Raw genomic sequence first — 22,599 nt, 5'->3', positions numbered from 1 at the left:
TTCAGCTGGCCGTTGCATCAAAGACAGCTGCAATGCGTTCGGTCAGCGGGTAGTGGATCTGGCCGCATTTGGCGCATGCCGGGCGCCAATCGGCGGGTGGCCCGTCCTCTGCCAGCTTTAATAGCTTGTGTGCCCACGCGGCTTTGACTTGCGGATCATTCAGCCATGCCTGCATGGCGGCATGAAAGGGCGCTTCGGAAAACGCGTTGGAGATCGCTCCGCCATTCGTCCAGTATTCCCAGTAGTAGGAATCTACAAAGTTCAGCGTCGCCGCTTCGCGGTCGTCTGCCAACCAGTCGTCCAGCAAGGGCGCCAGGGGGACGCCGGCATAGTCCCACATGAGCAAGATGCTGAATGCGTACTCTCCCTGGAAAAGCCCCTCACTGTCAGGCTCCCAGTGCGCCAGGCCCTCGGAAAAGAATGACCGCGCATAGCTCTGCAGTGCCGCTGCCTCGTCAGCGGAATATGCACCGGCCTCGCAACGCCCCAGCCGGTCCAGATACAGCTCGGTGGAGTGGTGCAGACGGGCGCCTTGCGCTAGCAATTCCAGCATGCGAGGCAGGTAGTACTTAATCTCGTCAGCGGGTTGTACGGCGCTCTTGGCCGAGTCGTTGTACTGGTAGAAATGCTCCCGGGTCAGCAGGCGCAGAGGCAGGCGGCGCATCTCGCGCTCCAGCTCGGCATCCATGCAGCAGCCGGTGCAGACGTCCAGCAGCCCATGCGGTGCCTGGTATTTCGCAAAGGTCTGGTAGACAGCTTGTGTGGCGACTTCCAGAGGCGTTGCGGCAGTCGTTGGTTTCTTTTTCATGGTTTTCTTTCATCGCATTTTCACCAGGCCATTGAGCACCTGGTCCAGACCGCCAAACACCGAGATCTTGTCGATGCGCTCAGCCACGCGCTCCAGCGTCTCCAGCTCCTTCATGCGCAGGGCGACGGGGTTGTCCTCCATCACTTTCGCCGTGTTGAGCAGGGAGCGCGTTGCGGCGGTTTCCTCGCGGCGGCGGATCACGTTGGCCTGGGCCTGCTTCTCCGCTTGCACCACCTGCGTCAGGATGGTCTTCATCTCGCCAGGCAGCACGATGTCCTTCACACCCACGCTCTCCAGCTGCATGCCGAAGGGCTGCAATTTGGCGGCCATGTGAGCGGTCACCACGTCGTCGATCACCGTCTTGTTCTCCAGCAGCTCATCGAGCGTGCGGGTGCCCACGGCGGCGCGCAGCGCAAACTGCAGTTCGCGATACAGGTGATCGGCAGGCTTTTGCAACTGGGCAAAGGCGCGCAGCACATCGGTGTAGCGAAAGGTGGCAGACAGGTTCAGCCGCAGGCTCACCTTGTCGCGGGTCATGATGTCCTGGCCTGAGACCTCTACGGTCTGCAGGCGCAGGTCCACCAGCTCCACGGCGATGGTGCGGCCGTACCTCCAGAACGCGTAGGCGCCCGCAGGCAGCAGCCGATCCACTTTGCCGTCGATGGTGAGCAGCGCGCACTGGCCCTCGGGCACCTGCACCTGCAGCACGCCGGTCAATCCGGTCACGCTGCGCTGGCGCAGTTGTGTGTGCGTCAGGCGCGCCACCAGGGCGGCGGGCAGCTCGGGGCCTGCCTCCAGGTCGATCACCTGCACACTCACCTCCACCAGGCCTTTCCAATAAAGGCGGCGGGTGCCGGGCGGCAGCACTTCGACCAGCACACCGTTCTCGCTGCGCAGGCCCACTTGCTGCTCCGACAGGTTCACTTGCACAAACTCTGCCGCCACCACTGCGGATTCCTGCGCCATCAGGTAGTCGGCCAGGCCGTGGGTGAAGGCGGGTTGTTCGAGGGCGAAGGTCTCTACGCGCAGCTGGTCCATGCCCTCAAACAGCCAGTAGGTGCCGCTTTGGAGCACGCGGTCAAAGCTGCCGTTGCGCAGCAGCAGTGCGCGTTCGTTCTTCTTCACGGTGGTGCGTTGGATCAACTTCATCATTTTTCTTCTCCTCGTTCTTTCGTTGTCGTTGCTTCTTCGTTGTTGTCATGGCAATCAGGGTGCCGTTACAGCGATGGCGGGGTGCCAGGGGGCACAGCCAGGGCCCTGCAGTGCGCCGTGGTTGCTGCCCTGCAAGCAGGGCGGCAGCGTGGCTGGCTGCGGGCGCGGGCTGTGCCGGGTGCTGGCACAAACCGCCACCGGCTGACGGGGCCTTGCCTTGCGGTTGCGTCCAAAAACGCCACCTTGGGGCAACTCCCCGCGTTCGGCGGGTGGTCTTTCGACCGGTACTTCCAAGTGCTGGCCTTGCGGCCATGGGCAGGAATCGAACCTGCGACAACCCCTTTCGGGGGGCTCTACCAGACTGAGCTACCAGTGGTGGCAAGCCGGGAGTCGAACCCGGCACGTCCTCTTGCGAGGCGTCACCCGACCTTGCCGTTACCCAGCGTTTGCGGTGTGCGGCATGCGGGGAATCGACAAGGCCTTGATGGCCCGGATTCCCTGCACCGGCGGGGCGAACGTTGGTCCTAACCCCGGCCTGTGAGCGGTCACCGCTTGCACTGGATGTCTTCCTTATTGCCAGATGTGTGCCAGCCAGTGTGTTGTGAGTGAAAAATTTTTAAGCTGTTGATTTGTATGGAGAAATTCTCGAAGGCATTGGATGGGTTTTGTTTGTAGATTTGAATTAACTAGAATGAAAGCTAGCTAAATAGACAAATAGAATGCGCAAACACAAGGTCGTGATCGGTTTCCTGGGCACCCAGCTCGACTCCGGCAGGGGCGCAGGGCGGTGGGAGAAATGGCGCCCCACGGTGTCGCTGGTGCAGCATGAGGACGTGGTGATCGAGCGGCTGGAGCTGCTGTACACCCCGCCGCACCGCGAGCTGGCCCAGCAGGTGCGCGCGGACATGGCCACCGCTTCGCCCGAGACCACGGTCAACCTGGTGCCCCTGCCCATTGCCGACCCGTGGGACTTTGGCGAGGTGTATGCCAAGCTGTTTGACTGGACCCAGACCTACCGCTTTGACACCGAGCGCGAGGAATACTGGACCCACATCACCACCGGCACCCACGTGGCGCAGATTTGCCTGTTTTTGCTGGTGGAGTCGCGCCGCATTCCGGGCGTGCTGGCGCAAACCTCGCCGCCCAAGCGCCAGCAGATGGGCGACCCCGGCAGCTATGCGCTGATCGACCTGGACCTGTCGCGCTACGACGTGATCGCCCAGCGCTTCGGCGCCGAGCAGCGCGATGCAGTGCAATTCCTCAAGAGCGGCATTGCCACGCGCAATGCGCGCTTCAACGCGCTGATCGACGAAGTGGAGCGCGTGGCGGTGCGCTCGCGTGCGCCCATTCTGTTCACCGGGCCCACGGGTGCGGGCAAGTCGCACCTGGCGCGGCGCATGTTCGAGCTGAAAAAGTCGCGCCACCAGGTGGAGGGCGAGTTCGTGGAAGTGAACTGCGCAACGCTGCATGGCGACGGCGCAGCGTCCACGCTGTTCGGCCACAAAAAGGGCGCCTTCACCGGCGCGGCGGCCGACCGTGCGGGCCTGCTGCGCACGGCACACAAGGGCGTGCTGTTCCTCGACGAGATTGGCGAACTGGGCCTGGACGAGCAGGCCATGCTGCTCAAGGCGGTGGAGGAAAAGCGCTTCTACCCCATGGGCAGCGACCGGGAAGTGGCCAGCGACTTCGAGCTGATCGCCGGCACCAACCGCGACCTGCGCACCGAGGTGGCGGCAGGGCGCTTTCGTGAAGACCTGTACGCGCGCATCAACCTCTGGAGCTATGTGCTGCCGGGCCTGGCGCAGCGGCCTGAAGACATCGAGCCCAATGTAGACCACCAGCTGGCCCGCGCAGGCGCCGAGCTGGGCCGCAGCGTGCGCTTTTCCAATGAGGCGCGCGCCGCCTACCTGCGCTATGCCCAGTCGCCCGAGGCCCTGTGGACCGGCAACTTCCGCGACCTCTCGGCCAGCGTGACACGCCTGGCCACACTGGCCGACAGCGGCCGCATTGGCCTGCCCCTGGTCGAGGCCGAAATGGCCCGACTGCGCTGGTTGTGGCAGCCCGCCAGCGACGCGCGCAACGGTTTGGCGCCCACGCACGGCGCATTGGGTCGCAACGATCTTGCGGTCCTGCTGGGCGAAGAAACGGTGGAAGCCATGGACCTGTTCGACCAGCTGCAACTGGCGGCCGTGCTGCAGGTGTGCCGCAAGGCCCGCACCCTGTCCGACGCGGGGCGCCAGCTGTTCCAGGCCTCGCGCGCGCAGCGCACGGTGGTCAACGATGCGGACCGGCTGCGCAAGTACCTGGCACGGTTTGGGCTGGACTGGGATCGTGTCGCTGCCGCTGCCGCTGCCGCTGCCGCTGCCGCTGGGCGATAATCCCGCCCGTGAAGCGCGCCAGACCGCCGCTGGTGCAATCTGGGAAACCAGGCACTGGAGGAACGTCCGGACTGCACAGGACAGCGTAGCAGCTAACGGCTGCCCACCGTGAGGTGAGGATCAGAGCAACAGAGACGAGTCGGAGCAGGCAGCAGCCACCGAAGGTGTTCTATCGGTCACCCGCGCAAGCGGGTACGGCTGGCGCAAGCCAGACGGTTTGTGGCGCAAGCCGCAAAGACCCTAGCCACCCGAAGCGGGCGGCGCCCGCTTCGGGTGAAACGGGCAATCTCTACGCGCAGCAATACCAAGTAGGCCAACGTTGATGTGGTTCCGCAGAGTTGGCGGGTAGGTAGCACCGAGCCGTGGTGGCGACACCCGGCCCAGATTAATGGCGGTCACACTGCGGGCAACCGTGGTGCACAGAATCCGGCTTATCGGCGCGCTTCACACTTTATTTTCTTCTCCCCGCCTGGAGCGGGCGCCGGCGGTGTTGGCCATGCCCAGCGCGGAGCACGCCACGGCTGTTCAGCTTTTCGCGCAGTGGGGCGCGTGTCCCTTTTCCAGCTCCGTGGCCCGCTCCACGGTGTCGGGGTGGCTGCTCAGCAGTGACCAGACAGGGTGCGAAGCCATGTCTTCCGCCATCTTGCGCTTGCGCGAGCGTTCGGGGCTGCTCGCGCCGGGCGCGGCCGCTGGTGCCGCCGCCTTGTCCTGGCTTTCTTTCTCTTCTTTCTTCTTTTTGTTGTCTTCTTCCTCTTCATCCTGCGCAATGGCCAGCAGCAGCTTGCCCATGGGCGCCGTGGGCAGGGCTGCCTGGCCCATCACGGCGATGGCGTAGCAGTCGGCTTCGCGTTCGTGGCTGCGGCTGTAGGCCAGGCCGGTGAGCACCGAGGCACCGGTGGACACAATCGCCGATACGTCTCCGAGCGCAAGGCCCAGCCCCATGTTGAGCACCCCTTGCTCCACCACCATGCGGGTAGTGTGGCGGTACACCACGTGGCCGATCTCGTGGGCCAGCACGCCCACCAGCGCGTCATCGGGCAGGCCCTTGTCGGTGGCTGCTTTAACGATGCCGTCGGTCATCACGATCTTGCCGCCGGGCAGGGCAAAGGCATTGGCACCCATGCCGGAGCGGAACTCCAGGCTCAAAGGGGGCTGGTAGCCGGGGTAGCGCTGCAGGGCGGGGGGCGTGTGCTGCACCAGGGCGTCAAAGCGCGCCTTGAGCTGATCCTGCCGCTCCTTGGGCAGCTTGCTGGGCTTGAGCGTGCCATCGTCCATCTGGCGCAGCACGTTCTCGGCCACGCTGGTTTCCCAGCCCAGGGGCACAAAGCGGGTGAGTTGGGTGGCTGCCCAGGGCGTGCCATAGCGGTAGAACAGCGTGAGGCCGATGACGGCTGCAGCCGTCACACCCAGCAGCACGGGCCAGCGGGTCTGCATGCGCTGGGCCAGGCCCGGGCGTTCACCAGCGGCGGCCAGGGCGGCGCGCCATTCGCTGACGGCATCGATCTCCAGGCTACCGTGGTCCCGCAGGTCCACGACCACCCGGGGTTGGGGCTTGTGTTCGTTCCAGGCCTCCGGCCAGCCCACGTCCTTCCAGGCGAACACAACCGGCTCGGTGCCGGGCTGGGATAGCGGGTGCAGCACCAGCGACGGGCCCTGCGGCGTGGGCCGCAGGCTCACCATCACGGGGCGGGCTCTGCTGCTCTGGCCGTCGAACCAGCGTCCTTGGATCAGGTCTGTGTTCACTGGGACGGGCATGCTCAACCGATGAGGTCCAGGCCCGCAGCGTCGGCCAGCGCATCGCCCAGGCCGTTTTGCTGCTGGCGCACCATCGCGCCCGCCACCTGTTCCACGCCGCCCTTGACATGCAGGGTGACGGATTCGAGTTTCATGCGGTATTCACTCACCCGCGCAAACGGGCGGTACAGCCCCAGCGTGAGCAGGGTGAACAGCATGTTCTTGATGCGCAGCCCCACGTAGCGGCCACTCTTCAGGTGGCACTTGAACCGCGCCACGTGGCTCACGCCGATGTTGTTCCACATCAGCTGGAACATGCGTGCCTCGCGGTACGCCCGGGCGGGGGCCGATGCCAGGATCAGCATGAAGATGCCCGCCACGATGGACACGATGATCACCACAAACATCCACAGGCCCAGGCGGTCGCTCTGGCTGGCCACCAGGGCGATGGAGCTGCCTGCCAGGATGCCGATCAGCGCCGCGAAGCCCACCACACACAGGATGAACACGGCCACCGTGGCCAGCCACACCTTGACGAAATCCATGTACACCGGCTTCCAGCGGCCTTTTTCGGCGCCCACCTGGGCCTTGAGCACCAGCAGGCTCTTGTAGTTGTATTCAAGGCGGATGAAACACAACACCGTCAGCACCAGGCCCAGCAGCAGCAGGCCGCCCATGGCAGGGGTGAACGATGGCATCTTGGGGTTGGCTGCTTCATCTTCGACCTCCTGCAAGACGTCGGCCAGTTCGGGCGACAGGATCTGCATGCCGAAGAACACCCCAAACCACACCAGCGCCAGCGCAAAAAGAGGCCAGCTGGCGAGGTAGACCTCTTTCCAGTGGGCAGTGAACTGCAGGCGCAGGCCGCGCCAGCGCGTGGCGCCCAGGCGAAAACGCATGGCACTGCCCCAGATCAGGGGCGAGAGCACGGCGCCGGTCAGCAGCAAGACACCCACGGCGGCATCCTGCCCCGTGTTGGCCGCGATGTTGTAGGCCAGGGTGATCAGCATCAGCAGCACAAAACCCATCACCATCTTGCGCTGCTGCGCCGTGAATTCGAGCGGGCTGCCCGCCACCAGCGTGTGGCTGTAGAAATACTGCGCGGTGCGGCGCCGGGCCCAGGGGGTGTAGATGCCCAGGGTGACGATGGACAGCAGCACGTTGACGATCCACACCCGGAAATATTCGCCCCCGCTGCCTGTGAATTCAAGCGGATGCGCGTCGATGTTCTGCGGCATGAACGTGGACATCGGCCCCGTTGTGCTGTCTGATGGTGGTTGGCTCATGAACTCCCTCCTGTTTGCCGCGCAGTGTAGCAGCGGTCTGTGGAAGAAAAGTTTAGGCTGAATTGGCCTCTGGCGCTTATCTGTTAAGCGCTGATAGCTATGTTTTTGGTAGCAATCGTTGTGGCAATGGTTCTGCACGCCCCGCCGTTAGCAGCTGGCGCGCCTCTGCCAGCGCACCCGTGGAACTGGCTTTGCCAGGCCACCGGGTGCGTCCCCCTCAGGGGGATGGCGCCGAAGGCGACTCAGGGGGAGTCAGAACCTCTCCCACGGCTGCAAATACCGCCACTGCCCCTCGGGCACCTTGGCCAGCGGCACGCGGCCGATGCGGATGCGCTTCAAGGCGACCACGGCCAGGCCCACGGCATCGCACATGGCCGGGATCTGGCCGGGGCGGATGCCCTTGAGTGCAAACCGCAGCTTGGTCTCGCTTTGCCAGCTCACCTTGATGGGCGGCAGCGGGCGGCCATTGAACGAGAGGCCGTGGCACAGGCGCTGCAGTCCGTTCGATGCGATGTCGCCCTTCACCTCCACGATGCATTCCTGCTCCAGCGACTCAATGTCTTCGGCCAGCTTGCGCGCGATGCGCTTGTCCTGGGTGTAAACCACCAGCCCGCTGGCCTCGGTGGGCAGCGGCGTGAAACATTCCAGCTGCTTGAAATGGCGCTGCAGCACGCGGATGCCCGAGGCGTCTTCGGCCAGGTGGGATGCAGGCCCCAGCAGCGTGGCGGCTGCAGCGGCACCCTGGCTGCGGCTGGCGTGGGCCGCTTGCCCGGCGGGCAGACCCAGGCCCGCTTCAAACCCCACTGGCTTGTGCAGCAGCAAGGTCACCGGGGTCAGCTCCAGCAGGCTGGCGTCTTTTGCCACCGTCACGGCCTGGTCGGGGCGTACGCGCGCGCCGGGGGCTTCCACCACTTGGCCGTCCACGCTCACGAAGCCGCCTTCGATGAACTGCTCGGCCGTGCTGCGCGAGCAGTTCAGTTGGTCGGCCACGCGTTTGGCCAGGCGGATGTGGGTGGGATCAGGGTTCTTGTCGGTCATGGGGTGAGGAGGGTCGGCATGCGCCTGTGGGAATCGAAGGGGCAAATGCGTGATTGTCGGCGGTGCCTTCAAAACGGGCGCTGCCGCATGCCAGTGCCACCGTGGAACCGGCTTTGCCGGGCCACCGGTGGCGTCCCCTGAGGGGGAAGGCGCTTAGCGCCTCAGGGGGCATCAATCATTCCCGGGCTGCTGCGAACGGATGCGTTCTACATGGGCCAGCAGCGAGCGTTGGGCCACGGGCCACATGCGCGGGGGCACGTCGTCATACGCGTGCCGTACCCAGTCGTCCATGCTGCCCTGGGGCAGCGCCTGCATGGCGGCCAGCACCTTGGCCTCGCGGGCCAGTCGGTGGGCCTTCAGCTTGGCAATCGCGCCGCGTGCATCACCCAGAACATAGCCGTGCGCGGGCAGGATGAATTCCACGCCGTGTTCGGCGCACACCGCGTCGAGCCGGTCCAGCGAATCGAGGTAGTCGGCCATGTTGCCGTCGGGCGGGTCCACCACCGTGGTGCTGCCGTTCAGGATGTGGTCGCCGCTGAAGAGCAGGGCATCTTCCACCAGCAGCAGGCACAGGTGGTTGGCCGCGTGGCCGGGGGTGTGAATCACCCGCAGGGTATGGGTTGTTTTGCCCTCTGGCGCTTTTCCATCAAGCGTGAGCAGCTCATTATTTTGTAGCGATCTGTCGGGTGTGAACGCGCTGGCCGCGCGGGCAGTGGGCGCTGAGGGCAGGCCCAGGATGGGGGGGCGGGCTTTGCCCGCCTGCACACACAGTGCCTGCAGCGGCGCGGCGCCGGGCGAGTGGTCGGGGTGCGAATGGGTGCACAAGATCATGCGGATGTTGCCCCCGGCGGCGCGCCAGAGCTTGTCCAGGTGTTCGGTATCTGCCGGGCCCGGGTCGATGGCGATGAAGCCCGTGGCCGGGTCGCCCACCAGGTAGCTGTTGGTGCCGGGGCCGGTCATCACGCCGGGGTTCGGCGCGGTCAACCGCTGCACGTTGCGCAGCAGCGGCACGGGGCGCTCGGTTTGCCAGTCCAGCAGGTGCACGATCTGCCCGTCGGGGCACACCAGCGCCAGCTCGCCGTAGGGCATGTCGCTTTCCATGTAGCGCGCCTCCTTGCCGGCCAAGGTGCCCGCGCGCGGGCAGCTGGTCCACAGGGGCAACTCGTCGGCCAGAGCGTCGAACACGGCCTGCGTGGTGGCAAAAGATGCCAGCCGCTGCAACGTGCGGATGGTCGGGAAGATCATGAAGAATTGCCCCGCCTCATGCCGCGCCAGCGCATCTGCCGGGCGCACCCACACGGGCTCGAATTGCTCGGCTTCGTCGGCCACGGGCTCCTGGCCCTCGGGCATGCGCGCCACGAGAAAAGGCACCTCGAAGCGGCGTGGCAGGTCGCGGTCGGTGGTCCAGTGGGCCAGCAGGAAAACGCTGTCGGCCGCCAGGCGCAGGCCTCGGGCCTGGCACTGCGCGGCAAAAGGCTGGTGGCGGTCGATGCCGGCGATGTCCTGCGCATCGGCCATCCAACCCTTGCGGGGGCCATCGGCATGGCGGGCCAGCAGCACGCCCAGCTCTTCAAAACTCTCGCGGATGGCGGCGATGGCCTGGGTGAGGTGCTGGTCGCTTTGTGTGGGGCGGCGGTCGGCGCAGGCGTGCGATTGCGCATCCAGCGCATCGATGCCACCGCCCGGGAACACATAGGCGCCCGGTGCAAAGCTGGCCTTGTCGGAGCGCCGGGTCATGAGGACTTCGAACCCTCCTTCATGCGGGGTATCGCGCAGCAACAGCACGGTGGCTGCCGGGCGCGTGGCCACAGGTTCGCGGTGGGGGTGCAGTTGTTGGGAGATGCGGGGCATCGGGCCATTATCGAGGTGGCGCGCCGTTGGTGCTCGCCCGCCGCCTTGGAGAACGGCCCTGGTCCCGCCTCTGCGGCGTGGGGCGGTGCTTCAGTGCCCCACAGGCACCGGCCCGCTGCTGCGCACGGGGATGCCGCTGCGCCGGTCGAGCACGCCGCTCCATTGCGTGAGGGCGAGCGACACCAGCACCACCAGCGCACCAATCCACGGCGTGTGGTGCAGGCCCAGGTGCGTCACGATCAGGCCCCCGGCCCAGGCGGCGCCGGCGATGCCCAGGTTGAACGCTGCGATGTTCAGGCCCGAGGCCACGTCCACCGCCTGCGGCGTGAAGCGCTCGGCCTGCTTGACCACATACACCTGCAGCCCCGGCACATTGCCAAACGCCACGGCGCCCCACAACAGCACGGTGCCCAGCGCCAGCCAGGGGTAGGGTGCGGTGAACTGCAGCAACAACAACACGGCCGCCAGCAGCGCAAAGATGATGCGCAGCGCCGGGATGGGCCCCAGCCGGTCGGCCAGGCGGCCGCCCCACAGGTTGCCCACGGCCACCGAAACACCGTACACCAGCATCACCCAGCCCACGGCGCCCGCGCTGAAGCCCGAGATATCCGTGAGGATGGGCGCAAGAAAGGTGAAGGGAATGAAGGTCCCGCCATAGCCGACGGCTGTCTTGGCGTACACCAGCAGCAGGCGGGGCTCGGCCAGCACGCGGGCCTGTTCCAGCAGCGACGCGGGCGGCGTGTGCGCAATGCCGCGCGGCACGAACCACGCGCTGCCGATGAAGGCGACCACGCCCAGGGCCGAGACGGCCAGGAAGGTCTCGCGCCAGCCGAAGTGCTGGCCGATGAAGGTGCCCAGTGGCACGCCGGTGACCAGCGCTACCGTGAGGCCGGTGAACATGATGGCAATCGCACTGGCCGCCTTTTCGCGCGGCACGAGGCCGGTGGCGATGGTCGAGCCGATGGAAAAGAACACGCCGTGCGCGAGGCCGGTGAGTATGCGCGCAGCCACCAGCGTCTCGTAGCTGGGCGCCTGCCAGGCCAGCAGGTTGCCAGCGGTGAACAACGCCATCAGCGACAGCAGCAGCGCCTTGCGCGGGAGCTTGCCGGTGAGTGCGGTGAGCACCGGGGCGCCCACGGCGACCCCCAGGGCATACAGGCTCACCAGCAGACCCGCCGAGGGGATGCTGATGGCCAGATCGGCCGCCACGGTGGGCAGCAAGCCAACGATCACGAACTCGGTCGTGCCGATGGCGAAAGCGCTGAGCGTCAGCGCGAGCAAGGCAATGGGCATGGGAACACTCCTGTGGAATGGGACGGAGTGTGGGGTTTTCAGTCTTGCAGAAAAAGACGGTTACGCTCGATAGATAGTTGACTGTGAATCAACAATCAAGGATGGAAAAATCCATGAAAACCACGCTGGAAGAACTGCAGGCCTTTGTCGCCGTGGTGGATGGCGGGTCGATCACTGCCGCCGCCGACCAGCTGGGTCAGACGGTCTCGGGCATCAGCCGGGCGCTGGCGCGGCTGGAGAAAAAGCTCGACACCACGCTGCTGCGCCGCACCACCCGCCGCACCGAGCTGACCGAGGAGGGGCAGGCCTTCCTGCTGCGCACGCGCGCCATCCTGGCCTCCATTGAGGATGCCGAAGAAAGCATGGCTGCGCGCCGCCAGCAGCCCGCAGGCCGCCTGCGCGTGAACGCGGCCACACCCTTCATGCTGCACGCCGTGGTGCCGCTGGTGCCAGCGTTTCGCAAGGCCTACCCGCAGATCACGCTGCAACTGGACACAGACGAGGCGTACATCGACCTGCTGGAGCGGCGCACGGACGTGGCGATCCGCATCGGCCCGCTGCAGGACTCGACCCTGCACGCCCGCCCCCTGTGCACCAGCCGCCTGCGCGTGCTGGCCAGCCCGGATTACCTGGCGCGTGCGGGCAAGCCCAAAAGCGTGGTCGACCTGGCCAGCCACACGCTGCTGGGGTTTAACCAGCCAGAGTCGCTTAACCACTGGCCGCTGCGGGGCGTGCATGGGGACGCGTGGCCTATCGTGCCCAGCCTCACGGCGTCGAGCGGTGAAACGTTGCGGCAGCTGGCGCTCGCGCATGTGGGGCTGGTATGCCTGTCGGACTTCATGACCGCAGGCGACCGCGAGGCTGGCCGCCTGGTGCAGGTGCTGGCGCGCGACACGGTGGACGTGCGCCAGCCCATCAACGCGGTGTACTACCGCAACACGCAGTTGGCCGCGCGCATTGCGTGTTTTCTGGATTTTTTGCAGGAGCGCATGGGCTAGCCGCGTGCCGGGATGTTCAGACCCTTGATCACTGCCGGGCGGGCCACAAAGACGTCCAGCACGCGCTGCACTTCGGTGAATTGACTGAATTCCACCAGGTCACCCGCGCCGTAGAAACCGATCAGGTTGCGCACCCAGGGCAGGATGGTGATGTCGGCAATGGTGTATGCATCCCCCATCACCCACTGGCGGCCCGCCAGGCGCTGGTTCAGCACGCCCAGCAGGCGTTTCGATTCGGCCACATAGCGGTCACGCGGGCGCTTGTCTTCATAGTCCTTGCCCGCAAACTTGTGGAAGAACCCGAGCTGGCCAAACATGGGGCCGACGCCGCCCATCTGCCACATCACCCACTGGATGGTTTCGTAGCGCGCGGCGGCGTCCTGCGGGATCAGCTGGCCGGTCTTGTCGGCAAGGTACAGCAGGATGGCGCCCGACTCGAACAACGCCAGCGGCTGGCCGCCGGGCCCGTGAGGGTCGAGGATGGCCGGAATCTTGTTGTTGGGGTTGAGCGACAGGAACTCGGGCGAGGTCTGGTCGTTGGTTTCAAAGCTCACCAGGTGCGGCTCGTAGGGCAGGCCCAACTCTTCGAGTGCAATCGATACCTTCACGCCGTTGGGCGTGGGCAACGAATACAGCTGGAGGCGATCCGGGTGCTGTGCGGGCCATTTGTGGGTGATGGCGAAGGTGGAAAGTTCGGGCATGGAGGGGTCCTTGGCTGGTGGCGGCCACAGCGGCGCCAAAAGAGCGCAAGCCTAATGGGGTGGTGAAACCGGCGCAGTCCGAGGTTATTCAGGCACCAACGACGATAATCCGGCGGATGCAGATTCGTTTCACCAAAATGCAGGGCGCGGGCAACGATTTCGTGGTGCTCGACGAAACCCAGGGCCGTCTGGGGCTCAGCACCGCCCAATACCGTTTTCTGGCCGACCGCCACTTCGGCGTGGGGGCCGACCAGATCCTCACCGTGCGGCCGTCGCCAGCGGACGGCATCGACTTTGAATACGTGATCCACAACGCCGACGGCGGCGAGGTGGAGCAGTGCGGCAACGGCGCCCGCTGCTTTGCGCGCTTTGTGCACGACAAGGGCCTGTCGGGTAAAGACACCTTGCGGGTGCAGACCAAAAGTGGCGTGATCGCCCCCCGCCTCACGCCCGATGGCCGTGTCACTGTGGACATGGGTCGCCCGTTGTTCGAGCCTGCCCAGGTGCCGTTTGATGCCAGCGGTTTGACCGCCGTGGCACAAGGTTCAGGACAAAAATGGCCTCTGGCGCTGGATGGTAAATCGCTGACAGCTACTGTTTTAGTAGCGGTGGTCTCCATGGGCAACCCGCACGCCGTGCAACTGGTGGACAACGTGGACACCGCCCCTGTGCTGGAAGCCGGCCCGTTGGTCGAGCGCCATGCGCGTTTTCCGCAGCGCGTGAATGCGGGTTTTTTACAGATCGTGGACCGCACCCATGTGCGGCTGCGTGTGTTCGAGCGCGGCGTGGGCGAAACCCTGGCCTGCGGCTCAGGCGCCTGCGCGGCCGTGGCGGCTGGCATCCGCCTGGGCCTGCTTGATAAAGAGGTGCATGTGGACACGCGCGGCGGCCGCCTCACCATTGCGTGGAGCGGTGCCGGCACCGATTCCGTTTTCATGACCGGCCCCGCCACCACGGTGTTCGAAGGCCAGATCGACATTCCTGACACCCCCCTATGACGTCCCACATCCCACCGATCACCGAAGACGACATCGCCCAGTTCCTCACCAACACGCCGGGCTTTTTCGAGCGCCATGCCGAGGTGCTGGCCAGTGTGCAGATCACCAGCCCCCACGGCGCGCGCGCCGTGAGCTTGCAGGAGCGCCAGGCCGAAATGCTGCGCGAAAAGATCAAGGGCCTGGAGCAGCGCATCATGGAAATGGTGCGCAACAGCACCGAAAACGCGGCGATCGCCAACAAGGTGCACCAGTGGACGAGCGCGCTGCTGCAAGTGCGCGACCCGTTCGACCTGCCCCAGGCCGTGGTCGATGGCGTGCGCACCCTGTTCGACGTGCCCCAGGCTGCGGTGCGTGTGTGGGAGGTGGCCGCGCCGTACATCGACGCCGACTTCACCCAGGGCGCCAGTGATGACGCCCGCGCGTTTGCCTCATCGCTGACCATGCCGTTCTGCGGCCCCAACCTGGGTTTTGAGCCCGCAGCCTGGCTGGCCAACGAGGCGGGCGAGCCGGCCCAGTCGCTGGCCCTGCTGCCGCTGCGCGAAGGCGCCATCGACAGCGCCACGCCCGCCTTTGGCCTGCTGGTGCTGGGCTCGCAAGATCCGCAGCGTTTTGATGCCACCATGGGCACGGAATTTCTGTCGCGCATGGCAGAACTCGCCAGTGCTGCGCTGCTGCGGCTGAAGTAACCCGCGAGCCCGGCACAAACACGGCGGCGGCTCGGCCACGGCAAATGTCTGACATGCCCACCGCGCTCGACCCGCACGTCCTGCGCTACCTGGAGCATGTGCGCGTCGAAAAGCGGCTGGCCGCGCGCACGCTCACGCTCTACACCCTGGACCTTGAAAAGCTCGCGCAGTTTGCGGCGGGGGTCAGCGTGCCGCTGCTGCAGCTGCAGACCGCGCACATCCGCCGTTTTGTGGCGCAGATGCACAGCGGCGGGCGCAGCGGGCGGGGCATTGCGCTCATCCTCTCGGGCTGGCGCGGGTTCTTCATCTGGGCGGGGCGGCAGGGGCTGATTCCGCACAACCCGGTGCAGGACGTGCGTGCCCCCAAGGCGCCCAAGCCTCTGCCCAAGGCGCTGGGTGTGGACGACGCCGTGCGGCTGGCCGAATTCGACAACACCGGCGCCGACCCCTGGCTGGAGGCGCGCGACGCGGCCATGGTCGAGCTGCTGTACGGCTGCGGCCTGCGCGTGGGCGAGTTGGCTGGGCTCGACGCCATCCCCAATGCCGACACCCAGCGCCAGGGCCGTGGCTGGGTCGATCTGCAGGCGGGGGAGGCCCATGTGTTCGGCAAGGGCAGCAAGCGCCGCAGCGTGCCCGTGGGGCGCGCGGCCGCCGAGGCGCTGCAGACCTGGCTGCAGCTCCGGGCCACACCGTTCGGCGGCGAGGGGTCTGCGCGGCTCGACACGGCATTGTTTGTGGGCCAGCGTGGCAAGCGGCTCGCTGCGCAGTCGATCTGGCTGCGCCTGCGCCAGCGCAGCCAGCAGGCGGGGCTGACCACGCCGGTGCATCCGCACATGCTGCGCCACTCGTTCGCCAGCCACCTGCTGCAAAGCAGCGGCGACCTGCGCGCGGTGCAGGAGCTGCTGGGCCACGCCAACATCACCACCACGCAGGTCTACACGCGGCTCGATTTTCAGCACCTGGCCAAGGTGTATGACGCGGCGCATCCTCGCGCTAGAAAGAAGCCCCCCTGAGGCGCTTCACGCCTTCCCCCGGAGGGGGCCGCACCCGGTGGCCTGGCAGAGCCAGTTCCACGGGAAGGATTGGCACTCCCCCTGAGCGGCTGCGCCGCTTCCCCCAAGGGGGACGCACCCGGTGGCCTGGCAAAGCCAGTTCCACGGGTGCACTGGTGGGGCTGCGGGCACTGTCACGGAACCAAGACGCAAGTTGAGGCCTCCGAGCAGGGGGCGCTTGCTGTAGGGCGCTTTGGAGTGTGTTGCCATGCTGCTGAACTGGATCAAATCAAACCGTGGGTTCATCGTGCTGCTGTTGTGCTTCGGCATCTTTCGCACGGCGGTGGCCGACTGGAATCCCATCCCTTCGGGCTCCATGCGGCCCACGCTGCTCGAAGGCGATGTGGTGTTCGTCAACCGCCTGGCCTACGACCTGAAACTGCCGCTGACCGATGTGGTGCTCGCCCGCCTGGGCGAGCCCGAGCGGGGCGATGTGGTCACCTTCTCGTCACCGCGCGATGGCACGCGGCTGATCAAGCGCATTGCGGCGCTGCCCGGCGACACCGTGGAGATGCGCGACGAGGTGCTGTACCTCAACGGCGAGGCCGCACGCTATGACGCACCCGAGGCCGTGACCGAACACCTGGCCGAGTTGGGCGCGCAGGTGCCTGCCACCCGCTGGACGGAGCATGTGCAGGGCCACGAGCGGCGCGTGCAGTGGCTGCAGGGCGTGACGGCGCACCGCAGCTTCGGCCCGGTGACGGTGCCCGAGGGCGAGTACCTGGTGCTGGGCGACAACCGCGACAACAGCGCTGACTCGCGCTACATCGGTTTTGTGCCGCGCCACCTGCTCATCGGGCAGGCGCGCCGGGTGCTGGTGTCGGCCGACATCCTTGCGAACTGGGCGCCGCGCCTGGGCCGCATCGGGCATTCCCTCTGACGGCGGCATTCAGTGCGCGCGGCGTAGGGCAGGGTCGCACTTGCAGGGTCAGCGTGGGGCGCATTCACGCGACAATCGCTCCATCATGAAAACCCTTCGCCTTCGCCCTGGCAAAGAGCGCTCGCTCTTGCGCCGCCACCCCTGGATCTTTGAATCGGCCATCGCCAAGGGCGGTGGCGACAGCGGCGAGACCGTGCGTGTGGAGTCGCACGAAGGCCAGTTCCTGGCCTGGGCCGCTTACAGCCCTAGCTCGCGCATCCGCGCGCGGGTGTGGAGCTTTGACGAGGCGCAGCGCATTGATGCTCCGTTTTTCATAGCTGCTTGCGCACGTTCCATCATCGCCAGAGCCCGTTTTGATGTGCAAAGTGATGGCGTGCGCCTGGTGCACGGCGAATCCGACGGCCTGCCCGGGCTTATCGTGGACCGTTATGGCGATACCTTGGTGGCTCAGTTCACCAGCGCGGGCACCGAGCGCTGGAAGGATGTGATCGCCGACGCCCTGTTGCGCGAAACGGGTCTGACCAAGCTGTATGAACGCTCGGACGCCAGCGTGCGCACCCTCGAAGGCCTGGAGCCCGCCACCGGCTGGCTGCGCGGCGGGCCCATGGGCGCGGGCGGCGACAGCGAGGGGCCACCGCTCGAACTCGCCATCCACGAACACCAGTGGCGCCTGACGCTGAACATCGCCGAGGGCCACAAGACCGGCTTCTATTTAGACCAGCGCGACAGCCGCAAGCGTTTTGCCGACTACGCGCAGCGACTGGGCTTCAAGCATGTGCTCAACTGCTTTTGCTACACCGGCGGCTTCAGCGTGGCCGCACTGGCGGGCATGCGGGCGGCGGGCGCATCTGCGGAAGGGCATGTGACCTCTATCGACTCGTCCGGCCCTGCGCTGGAGCGCGCCCGTGCCCACGTGGCGCTCAACGGCTTCGACCCGCATCGCGCGAGCTTCATAGACGCGGACGTGAACGCCTCGCTGCGTCAGTTCCTCAAGGAAGGCCAGCGGTTTGATGCCATCGTGCTCGACCCGCCCAAGTTTGCGCCGACCGCAGCGCACGCCGAACGCGCGGCCCGCGCCTACAAGGACATCAACCGGCTGGCGCTGCAACTGCTGACCCCGGGCGGGGTGCTGTTTACCTTCTCGTGTTCGGGCGGCATCAGCGCCGACCTGTTCCACAAGATCGTGGCGTCGGCGGGCGCGGATGCGGGCGTGGACGGTTTCATCCTGGAGCGCCTGGGCGGCGCGCCCGACCACCCCATGACGCTGGAGTTCCCGGAGGGCGAGTACCTCAAGGGACTGGTGGTGATGCGAAAATCCTGATGATTTTGGCCATCAGCGCTTATCCATCATGCGCTGATAGCTATCAAATTGGTAGTTTTTGCGGTGCATCGCGTGCCAGGTAATCTGCGGCGAACTGCACAAACCAGTCGATGCTCTCGGGCTGCGCCAGCGCGTCGCGGTGGAGCACCCGCCCGGCCGGGTGGCCCAGCAGCAGCTTCTTGATCGGTAGCTCGAGCTTCTTGCCCGTCACGGTCTTGGGGATCACAGGCACCTGCAGGATCTCGTCGGGCACGTGGCGCACCGACAGCGCGCTGCGCAGCGCCTGGCGAACGCGCTGGCGCAGCGGCTCGTCGAGCATGGCGCCTGCGCGCAGCTGCACGAACAGCGCCAGGTACGACGGCCGGCCCAGGTATTCCAGATCCACCACCAGGCTGTCGAGCACGTCATCCAGCCCCTCGACCACGCGGTACAGCTCGGCCGTGCCCATGCGCACGCCCTGGCGGTTGATGGTGGCGTCCGAGCGGCCGTAGATGATGCCGCCCACGGCCTCGGGCCGGGCCACCAGCCGCAGCCAGTCGCCCTGGCGCCACACGGGGCGCTGTTCGGCGTCGTGAAAGGTGTCGAAGTAGCTCTCCTTGTAGCGCGTGCCGCCGGTGTCGCCCCAGAAGTACAGCGGCATCGATGGGATGGGCCGGGTGCAGACCAGCTCGCCCACTGCGTCCAAGACCGGCTGGCCCGCGTCGTTCCAGGCCTGCACGCTGGCGCCCAGCGCGCGGCACTGCATCTCGCCCAGGCGCACGGGCAGTGTGGGCAGGCCCACGATGAAACCGCCTGCGATGTCGGTGCCGCCGGAAACCACGTTGAGCCAGAAGTCGTTCTTGACCTCGCGGTAGAGCCAGCGGTAGGCCTCGGGCGACAGCGGTGATCCGGTGGAGCACACGGTGTGCAGTGCCGACAGGTCGGCCACCTGCCGGGGCACCACGCCCGCCTTGAGGCAGGCGTGGTGGATGGCGGCCCCTACGCCGAAGGTGGTGACGCGCAGGCGGCCTACCAGGCGCCACAGGAAAGCCCAGTCGGGTTCGGCGCCGGCGCTGCCCGCGCCGGTCACGCAGCCGTCGTAGAGCACGATGGTGGCGCCGCCCAGCAGTCCCATCACATGCGCGTTCCACACCATCCACGAGGTGTTGACCGCCCACAGCACCCGGTCTTCGGGATGCAGGTCGTTGTGCAGCACCATCGCCACCAGGCTGTTGGCCAGCACGCCGCCATGGCCGTGCACGATGGCCTTAGGCAGGCCCGTGGTGCCGGACGAGTACAGCGTCCACAGCGGGTGGTCGGGCGCAAGCGCGACCGGCTCAAGCGGGGCATTGCCCGCCACGGCCGCGGCCCAGGGCACCACGGTGCGGGCCTGTGCCTGCGCGGGGGGGGCCGCCGCCGGGTCGAGGCAGGGCACCCAGACCACATGGCTCACGGTGGGCAGCTGGTCCAGGATGTCGCCCAGCGCGGCGCGGCGGTCAAACGGCTTGCCCGCGTAACGGTAGCCATCCACCGCGACCAGCACCTTGGGCTCGATCTGGCGGTAGCGGTCGCCCACGCTCACGGGGCCCATGTCGGGCGCGCACAGCGCCCACACCGCACCGATGCTGGCGGCCGCAAGGAAGGTCACCACCGCTTGCGGGATGTTGGGCAGGTAGCCCACCACACGGTCGCCCGGCTGCACGCCCAGCGTGCGCAGCGTGTGCGCCAGCGCGCCCACCTGGCGGCGCAGTTCGGGCCACGATATTTCTCCTGCACCGCCGGACTCGTCCTCGAGCACGATGGCCGGTGTCTGTGGCTGCGTGCCTCCGGGCGTGTGGCGCAAAAGGGTGTCCACCAGGTTCAGGCGCGCGCCTTCGAACCATTGGGTGGCGGGCATGGGGTCGTCCGAGCGCATGCGGCGCGGGGCTTGCGCCATGGGCACGTCGAAGAAGGCCAGCAGGGCGCTCCAGAACGCTTCGGGTTCGTCCACCGACCACTGCCACAGGGCTTCATAGCCGTCAAAGCGCAGGCCACGCTTGTGCACGAGCCAGGCCTCAAAGGCGGTGATGAGGGCGCGCTCGCGGCGTGCGGTATTGGGTTGCCAGAGCGGGGTGTCCGGGGTTTCGTTGGGGGCCGAGGCTGTTGGGGGCAGGGCTGTCAGGGTGGTCATGGGACGGTTCTTTCGCCTTCTCAGGTGTCCGCAGTGAAACCGATGTTTTTCACGTGCACCCGCCATTGCTCGGCCTCGGCGCGCAGCCGCGTGACCAGCTCTTGCGGCGTGGACGAGCGTGCCGTCATGCCGAATTCCGCCAGGCCGCGCACGAAGTCCGGCTGGGCCACGGCAGCGCGCATGGCGTCGGCAACGCGCTGCACCGTGGCGGCGGGCGTGCGCGCGGGCACAAACACGCCAAACCACTCGGTCATGTCCAGTGCAAAGCCCTGTTCGCGGTAAGTGGGCAGGTCGGGGGCGAAGCTGCTGCGCTCGGTGCCCGAGACGGCCAGCAAGCGCAGCCGGCCGGATTTGAGGTGCGGCAGGTAGCTGCCCAGCACCGTCGAATAGGCCGGCACCTGGCCCCCCATCAGGTCCTGCAGCCCGGGCGCATCGCCGCGGTAGGCAATGTGGGTGAAGTCGATGCCCGCCATCTTGCCCAGCACGCTGCCCACCAGATGCGGCGTGGAGCCCGACGCGGGCGAGCCGAAGCTGGCCTTGCCGGGGTTGGCCTTGGCCCAGGCGACAAAGTCCTGCAGCGTGCGCACGCTGTCGGGCACGGCCGGCCCCACCGCCAGCGCAAACGGGAAGGTGCAGGCCATCGACACGGGCGCCACATCTTCCAGCGCATAGGGCAGCTTGCGGTAGGTGTAGGGGTAGACGGTGAACGGGGAGGGCGGCGACAGCAGCAGCGTGGTGCCGTCAGGCACGGCGTCCTTGAGCGCGCTCACGGCGATCTGGGTGCCCGCGCCGGGCTTGTTGTCCACAAGCACGTTGGCGGCATAGGTGCCGCGCAGCTTCTCGGCCAGGCGCCGGGCCACGTTGTCGGTGCTGCCCCCAGGCGGAAAGCCCACCAGCAGGCGGGCCAGGTCGGAATGTTGCTGTGCCTGTGCGGCCGGGACGATGCCCGTGCCCAGCGCGGCCAGGCTGGCGAGTTGGACAGCGAACTGTCGGCGGGTAGTCATGGTTTGTCTCCTGGTTTTTGGTGTGCCACTGCGGTGGCGCGGTGCGACTGTGCCGCAAGGGCGCAGGGGCTGCTTTCCAATTACTGCGGTGGGTATCGCAAAGCTGCGGACCTAGGGGAAAACCTGGGCGTCGCGCGCGGTGGGGTGAGACCCCCGGGGCGACTGGGCACGCTACGAGCGGCGGTAGTCCGAAGGCGTCACGCCCCAGTGGCGGCGAAACGCATGGCTGAAGTGGGCCGCCGAGGGGTGGCCGGTGAGCAAGGCGATCTCCAGCAGGGGCTTGCGCGAATCGCGCACCAGCCGTGCGGCCAGCTCCATGCGCTGAAAGTGCACCCAGGCGTGGGGTGTGGCGCCAAACGACACCTTGAAGGCGCGCGCAAAGTGAAACGGGCTGAGCCCCGCGATGTCCGCCAGGCGGGCCACCGGCCAGGGTTCGTGCAGGCCGGCCATCACGGCCTCGGTCAGCTGGCGCATCTGCCGCGAGGTGAGTGTGGCGCCGGTGCGCGGGCGCTCGCCGGGCAGTGCGTAGTTTTCGACGAGGTGGATGGCAATGCCCATCGCGATGTGTTCGCCAAACGTGGGTTGCAGTGAGGCGTTGTTGTCCAGCGATGCCAGCAGCAGGTCGGCAAAGGCTGCGAGCACCGGGTCCTTGCGGCCAAAACACTGGCCCAGCGCCACATCGCCGCCTGCGGCACGCTGCAGCCAGGCGGGGGCCAGGTCGATGTGGATGTTGTCGCGCACGGCCGAGCTGCGCCAGAAGCTCGGGGTGTCGCCGGGCAGGATCACGGCCTCGCCACGCTGCCAGAGCCTCTCTCCCACCAGCTCTCCATGGCGTTGCAACAGCTGCGTGGGGTTGCCCCGGCGCACCAGGATGACGCAGTTGCTGTGGGCGGGCACGTACAGGTCGCCCACGGGGCCCACCTGGTGCCACACCGCGAGGCCCTGCCAGGGGCGCCCGGCGCTGGAGCGGTGGACGTGGTCCGGCAGCGCCTGCCAGGGGTGGTCCAAGCGCTTGTCGGCCAGCGCCCGCCAGTGCGCCGTGTCGAAACCTTCGATGGAGGGTGGCGTGTGGCGGGTAGGGGTGGGCGGTGTCATGGTGGAAGAGGCCCAAAAAGCGCCTCCAGGGGCCTATCGTAGAACGTTCCGGCCCACTGCTGCCCCGCGTTTCCCGGGGTGGAGCGGGGGGGCAGGGGGCGTGACCGGGCGCGAACAGGGGCTTGATTCCGCCGCTAAACTCCCCACCTTTGCGGCTCCGGCCCGGGCTGTCTTG

At 66.9% G+C, this 22,599-nt stretch carries 18 protein-coding genes and 1 other RNA gene; 8 read left to right on the top strand and 11 right to left on the bottom strand.

The features are described from left to right. Nucleotide 1 precedes the first annotated feature (1 nt). Together ASE39_RS16900 and ASE39_RS16895 are read right to left on the bottom strand one after the other, a co-directional pair. The gene (locus ASE39_RS16900) at nucleotides 2–808 is read right to left on the bottom strand and encodes a hypothetical protein (protein WP_057271913.1); all 807 of its coding nucleotides are present in this window, start codon (nucleotides 806–808) and stop codon (nucleotides 2–4) included. Nucleotides 809–817: 9 nt separating this feature from the next. After that, nucleotides 818–1,957 carry a slipin family protein gene (locus ASE39_RS16895; protein WP_057272111.1) on the bottom strand — a complete coding sequence of 380 codons (1,140 nt, stop codon included), beginning with the start codon at nucleotides 1,955–1,957 and terminating at the stop codon, nucleotides 818–820. A gap of 722 nt (nucleotides 1,958–2,679) precedes the next feature. Between ASE39_RS16895 and rtcR the strand changes: the two genes are divergently transcribed. Together rtcR and rnpB are read left to right on the top strand one after the other, a co-directional pair. Continuing rightward, entirely contained in the window at nucleotides 2,680–4,338 is a 1,659-nt protein-coding gene (gene rtcR, locus ASE39_RS16885) for an RNA repair transcriptional activator RtcR (RefSeq protein WP_057271912.1), read from the top strand. A 10-nt stretch (nucleotides 4,339–4,348) separates the two neighbouring features. Further along, nucleotides 4,349–4,788, top strand: an RNA gene (gene rnpB, locus ASE39_RS18695) — RNase P RNA component class A. 75 nt (nucleotides 4,789–4,863) lie between these two features. Here the strand turns inward: rnpB and ASE39_RS16880 are convergent. The 5 genes from ASE39_RS16880 to ASE39_RS16860 form a co-directional block, all read right to left on the bottom strand. Beyond that, nucleotides 4,864–6,093, bottom strand: coding sequence for a M48 family metallopeptidase (locus ASE39_RS16880; protein WP_035197019.1), 1,230 nt, complete (start codon nucleotides 6,091–6,093; stop codon nucleotides 4,864–4,866). A 2-nt stretch (nucleotides 6,094–6,095) separates the two neighbouring features. After that, complete coding sequence (locus tag ASE39_RS16875) at nucleotides 6,096–7,358, bottom strand: YjgN family protein (RefSeq protein ID WP_057271911.1); 1,263 nt, start codon at nucleotides 7,356–7,358, stop codon at nucleotides 6,096–6,098. Nucleotides 7,359–7,610: 252 nt separating this feature from the next. Beyond that, on the bottom strand, nucleotides 7,611–8,396 hold the full coding sequence (locus tag ASE39_RS16870) for an rRNA pseudouridine synthase (RefSeq protein ID WP_057271910.1): 786 nt from the start codon (nucleotides 8,394–8,396) through the stop codon (nucleotides 7,611–7,613). A 171-nt stretch (nucleotides 8,397–8,567) separates the two neighbouring features. Continuing rightward, complete coding sequence (locus ASE39_RS16865) at nucleotides 8,568–10,247, bottom strand: MBL fold metallo-hydrolase (RefSeq protein WP_057271909.1); 1,680 nt, start codon at nucleotides 10,245–10,247, stop codon at nucleotides 8,568–8,570. 90 nt (nucleotides 10,248–10,337) lie between these two features. Continuing rightward, a complete protein-coding gene (locus ASE39_RS16860) occupies nucleotides 10,338–11,540 on the bottom strand; it encodes an MFS transporter (protein WP_057271908.1) in 1,203 nt (400 codons plus the stop codon). A 113-nt stretch (nucleotides 11,541–11,653) separates the two neighbouring features. Between ASE39_RS16860 and ASE39_RS16855 the strand changes: the two genes are divergently transcribed. Continuing rightward, nucleotides 11,654–12,538: a LysR family transcriptional regulator gene (locus ASE39_RS16855; protein ID WP_057272110.1), complete on the top strand. Its 885-nt coding sequence runs from the start codon at nucleotides 11,654–11,656 to the stop codon at nucleotides 12,536–12,538. On the opposite strand, the gene ASE39_RS16850 is transcribed toward ASE39_RS16855, so the two are convergent. Then, the gene (locus ASE39_RS16850) at nucleotides 12,535–13,239 is read right to left on the bottom strand and encodes a glutathione S-transferase N-terminal domain-containing protein (RefSeq protein WP_057272109.1); all 705 of its coding nucleotides are present in this window, start codon (nucleotides 13,237–13,239) and stop codon (nucleotides 12,535–12,537) included. The genes ASE39_RS16855 and ASE39_RS16850 overlap by 4 nt on opposite strands. A 116-nt stretch (nucleotides 13,240–13,355) precedes the next feature. Between ASE39_RS16850 and dapF the strand changes: the two genes are divergently transcribed. The 5 genes from dapF to ASE39_RS16825 all read left to right on the top strand — a co-directional run bounded on the left by dapF (nucleotide 13,356) and on the right by ASE39_RS16825 (nucleotide 18,176). Next, nucleotides 13,356–14,237, top strand: a complete 882-nt coding sequence (gene dapF / locus ASE39_RS16845) for a diaminopimelate epimerase (RefSeq protein ID WP_057271907.1) — start codon at nucleotides 13,356–13,358, stop codon at nucleotides 14,235–14,237. After that, the gene (locus tag ASE39_RS16840) at nucleotides 14,234–14,923 is read left to right on the top strand and encodes a DUF484 family protein (RefSeq protein WP_010462386.1); all 690 of its coding nucleotides are present in this window, start codon (nucleotides 14,234–14,236) and stop codon (nucleotides 14,921–14,923) included. Before dapF ends, ASE39_RS16840 begins: the two co-directional genes overlap by 4 nt. Nucleotides 14,924–14,967: 44 nt before the next feature. Further along, nucleotides 14,968–15,936: a tyrosine recombinase XerC gene (locus tag ASE39_RS16835; RefSeq protein WP_057271906.1), complete on the top strand. Its 969-nt coding sequence runs from the start codon at nucleotides 14,968–14,970 to the stop codon at nucleotides 15,934–15,936. 247 nt (nucleotides 15,937–16,183) lie between these two features. After that, nucleotides 16,184–16,855, top strand: coding sequence for a signal peptidase I (gene lepB / locus ASE39_RS16830; RefSeq protein WP_057271905.1), 672 nt, complete (start codon nucleotides 16,184–16,186; stop codon nucleotides 16,853–16,855). An 85-nt stretch (nucleotides 16,856–16,940) separates the two neighbouring features. Continuing rightward, nucleotides 16,941–18,176, top strand: coding sequence for a class I SAM-dependent methyltransferase (locus ASE39_RS16825; RefSeq protein WP_057271904.1), 1,236 nt, complete (start codon nucleotides 16,941–16,943; stop codon nucleotides 18,174–18,176). A 43-nt stretch (nucleotides 18,177–18,219) separates the two neighbouring features. Here ASE39_RS16825 and ASE39_RS16820 read toward each other — a convergent pair whose 3' ends face one another. From ASE39_RS16820 to ASE39_RS16810, 3 genes are all read right to left on the bottom strand, one after another. Continuing rightward, the gene (locus ASE39_RS16820; protein ID WP_057271903.1) at nucleotides 18,220–20,325 is read right to left on the bottom strand and encodes an acetoacetate--CoA ligase; all 2,106 of its coding nucleotides are present in this window, start codon (nucleotides 20,323–20,325) and stop codon (nucleotides 18,220–18,222) included. Between the two features lie 20 nt (nucleotides 20,326–20,345). Beyond that, entirely contained in the window at nucleotides 20,346–21,329 is a 984-nt protein-coding gene (locus ASE39_RS16815; protein WP_057271902.1) for a Bug family tripartite tricarboxylate transporter substrate binding protein, read from the bottom strand. A 171-nt stretch (nucleotides 21,330–21,500) separates the two neighbouring features. After that, nucleotides 21,501–22,424 (bottom strand): AraC family transcriptional regulator, encoded by a 924-nt coding sequence (locus ASE39_RS16810; RefSeq protein ID WP_057229095.1) that lies wholly within the window; start codon nucleotides 22,422–22,424, stop codon nucleotides 21,501–21,503. Between the last annotated feature and the right edge of the window lie 175 nt (nucleotides 22,425–22,599).

The organism is Acidovorax sp. Root267 (assembly GCF_001429215.1).
In the GTDB taxonomy this organism is placed as follows: domain Bacteria; phylum Pseudomonadota; class Gammaproteobacteria; order Burkholderiales; family Burkholderiaceae_C; genus Acidovorax; species Acidovorax radicis.
The sequence above is the reverse complement of the archived record's forward strand: the minus strand, read 5'-3'. Positions and strand labels throughout refer to the sequence as shown.

Bases quoted from the DNA above. Each gene is read 5' to 3' on its own strand.
- ASE39_RS16900 (WP_057271913.1), bottom strand. From the start codon at position 808: ATGAAAAAGAAACCAACGACTGCCGCAACGCCTCTGGAAGTCGCCACA.
- ASE39_RS16895 (WP_057272111.1), bottom strand. From the start codon at position 1,957: ATGAAGTTGATCCAACGCACCACCGTGAAGAAGAACGAACGCGCACTG.
- rtcR (WP_057271912.1), top strand. From the start codon at position 2,680: ATGCGCAAACACAAGGTCGTGATCGGTTTCCTGGGCACCCAGCTCGAC.
- ASE39_RS16880 (WP_035197019.1), bottom strand. From the start codon at position 6,093: ATGCCCGTCCCAGTGAACACAGACCTGATCCAAGGACGCTGGTTCGAC.
- ASE39_RS16875 (WP_057271911.1), bottom strand. From the start codon at position 7,358: ATGAGCCAACCACCATCAGACAGCACAACGGGGCCGATGTCCACGTTC.
- ASE39_RS16870 (WP_057271910.1), bottom strand. From the start codon at position 8,396: ATGACCGACAAGAACCCTGATCCCACCCACATCCGCCTGGCCAAACGC.
- ASE39_RS16865 (WP_057271909.1), bottom strand. From the start codon at position 10,247: ATGCCCCGCATCTCCCAACAACTGCACCCCCACCGCGAACCTGTGGCC.
- ASE39_RS16860 (WP_057271908.1), bottom strand. From the start codon at position 11,540: ATGCCCATTGCCTTGCTCGCGCTGACGCTCAGCGCTTTCGCCATCGGC.
- ASE39_RS16855 (WP_057272110.1), top strand. From the start codon at position 11,654: ATGAAAACCACGCTGGAAGAACTGCAGGCCTTTGTCGCCGTGGTGGAT.
- ASE39_RS16850 (WP_057272109.1), bottom strand. From the start codon at position 13,239: ATGCCCGAACTTTCCACCTTCGCCATCACCCACAAATGGCCCGCACAG.
- dapF (WP_057271907.1), top strand. From the start codon at position 13,356: ATGCAGATTCGTTTCACCAAAATGCAGGGCGCGGGCAACGATTTCGTG.
- ASE39_RS16840 (WP_010462386.1), top strand. From the start codon at position 14,234: ATGACGTCCCACATCCCACCGATCACCGAAGACGACATCGCCCAGTTC.
- ASE39_RS16835 (WP_057271906.1), top strand. From the start codon at position 14,968: ATGTCTGACATGCCCACCGCGCTCGACCCGCACGTCCTGCGCTACCTG.
- lepB (WP_057271905.1), top strand. From the start codon at position 16,184: ATGCTGCTGAACTGGATCAAATCAAACCGTGGGTTCATCGTGCTGCTG.
- ASE39_RS16825 (WP_057271904.1), top strand. From the start codon at position 16,941: ATGAAAACCCTTCGCCTTCGCCCTGGCAAAGAGCGCTCGCTCTTGCGC.
- ASE39_RS16820 (WP_057271903.1), bottom strand. From the start codon at position 20,325: ATGACCACCCTGACAGCCCTGCCCCCAACAGCCTCGGCCCCCAACGAA.
- ASE39_RS16815 (WP_057271902.1), bottom strand. From the start codon at position 21,329: ATGACTACCCGCCGACAGTTCGCTGTCCAACTCGCCAGCCTGGCCGCG.
- ASE39_RS16810 (WP_057229095.1), bottom strand. From the start codon at position 22,424: ATGACACCGCCCACCCCTACCCGCCACACGCCACCCTCCATCGAAGGT.